Raw genomic sequence first — 775 nt, forward strand, 5'->3', positions numbered from 1 at the left:
GAGACGGGTACTCATGGCGGGTACAACTATGAATACTGGAAAGACGAAGGAAACGGTACCATGATTCTCAAGGATGGCGGTGCGTTCAGTTGTGAATGGAATAATATCAACAACATATTATTCCGTAAAGGTTTCAAATACAACGAGACGCAGACCCACCAACAACTTGGAAACATAACTTTAACTTACTCCTGCAACTACCAGCCAAACGGAAACTCTTATCTGGCAGTTTACGGATGGACTTCCGACCCGCTCGTTGAGTATTACATCATTGAGAGCTGGGGCAACTGGAGGCCACCAGGAGCAACATCAAAGGGTACTATTACCGTTGATGGGGGTACATATGATATATATGAGACCACCAGAGTAAATCAACCTTCCATCAAAGGTATTGCAACTTTCCAGCAGTACTGGAGTGTGCGCACATCAAAGCGTACAAGCGGAACAATATCCGTCAGCGAGCACTTTAAAGCCTGGGAACGCATGGGCATGAAGATGGGAAAAATGTATGAAGTTGCTTTTGTTGTCGAAGGATATCAAAGCAGCGGAAAAGCTGATGTAACCAGCATGACTATTACTGTAGGCGGTACACCTGCTTCACCTCAACCTACACCCACACCGGCTCCAAGAAGTGCATTCTCAAAAATTGAGGCTGAAGAGTACAATTCCCTCAAATCCTCAACTATTGAGACCATAGGTACTTCAGGTGGCGGAAGCGGTATAGGTTATATCGAAAGCGGTGACTATCTGGTATTTAACAAAATAGACTTCGGAA

General features: G+C 44.9%; 1 protein-coding gene. It reads left to right on the top strand.

Translation table 11 applies throughout. The annotated features are described in order from the left end of the window. Window positions 1-775: glycoside hydrolase family 11 protein (locus tag JCM21531_RS17375; RefSeq protein WP_038291732.1), on the top strand; the 775-nt coding region annotated here is incomplete at both ends.

Origin of the sequence: Acetivibrio straminisolvens JCM 21531 (assembly GCF_000521465.1) — a bacterium.
Classification (GTDB): domain Bacteria; phylum Bacillota; class Clostridia; order Acetivibrionales; family Acetivibrionaceae; genus Hungateiclostridium; species Hungateiclostridium straminisolvens.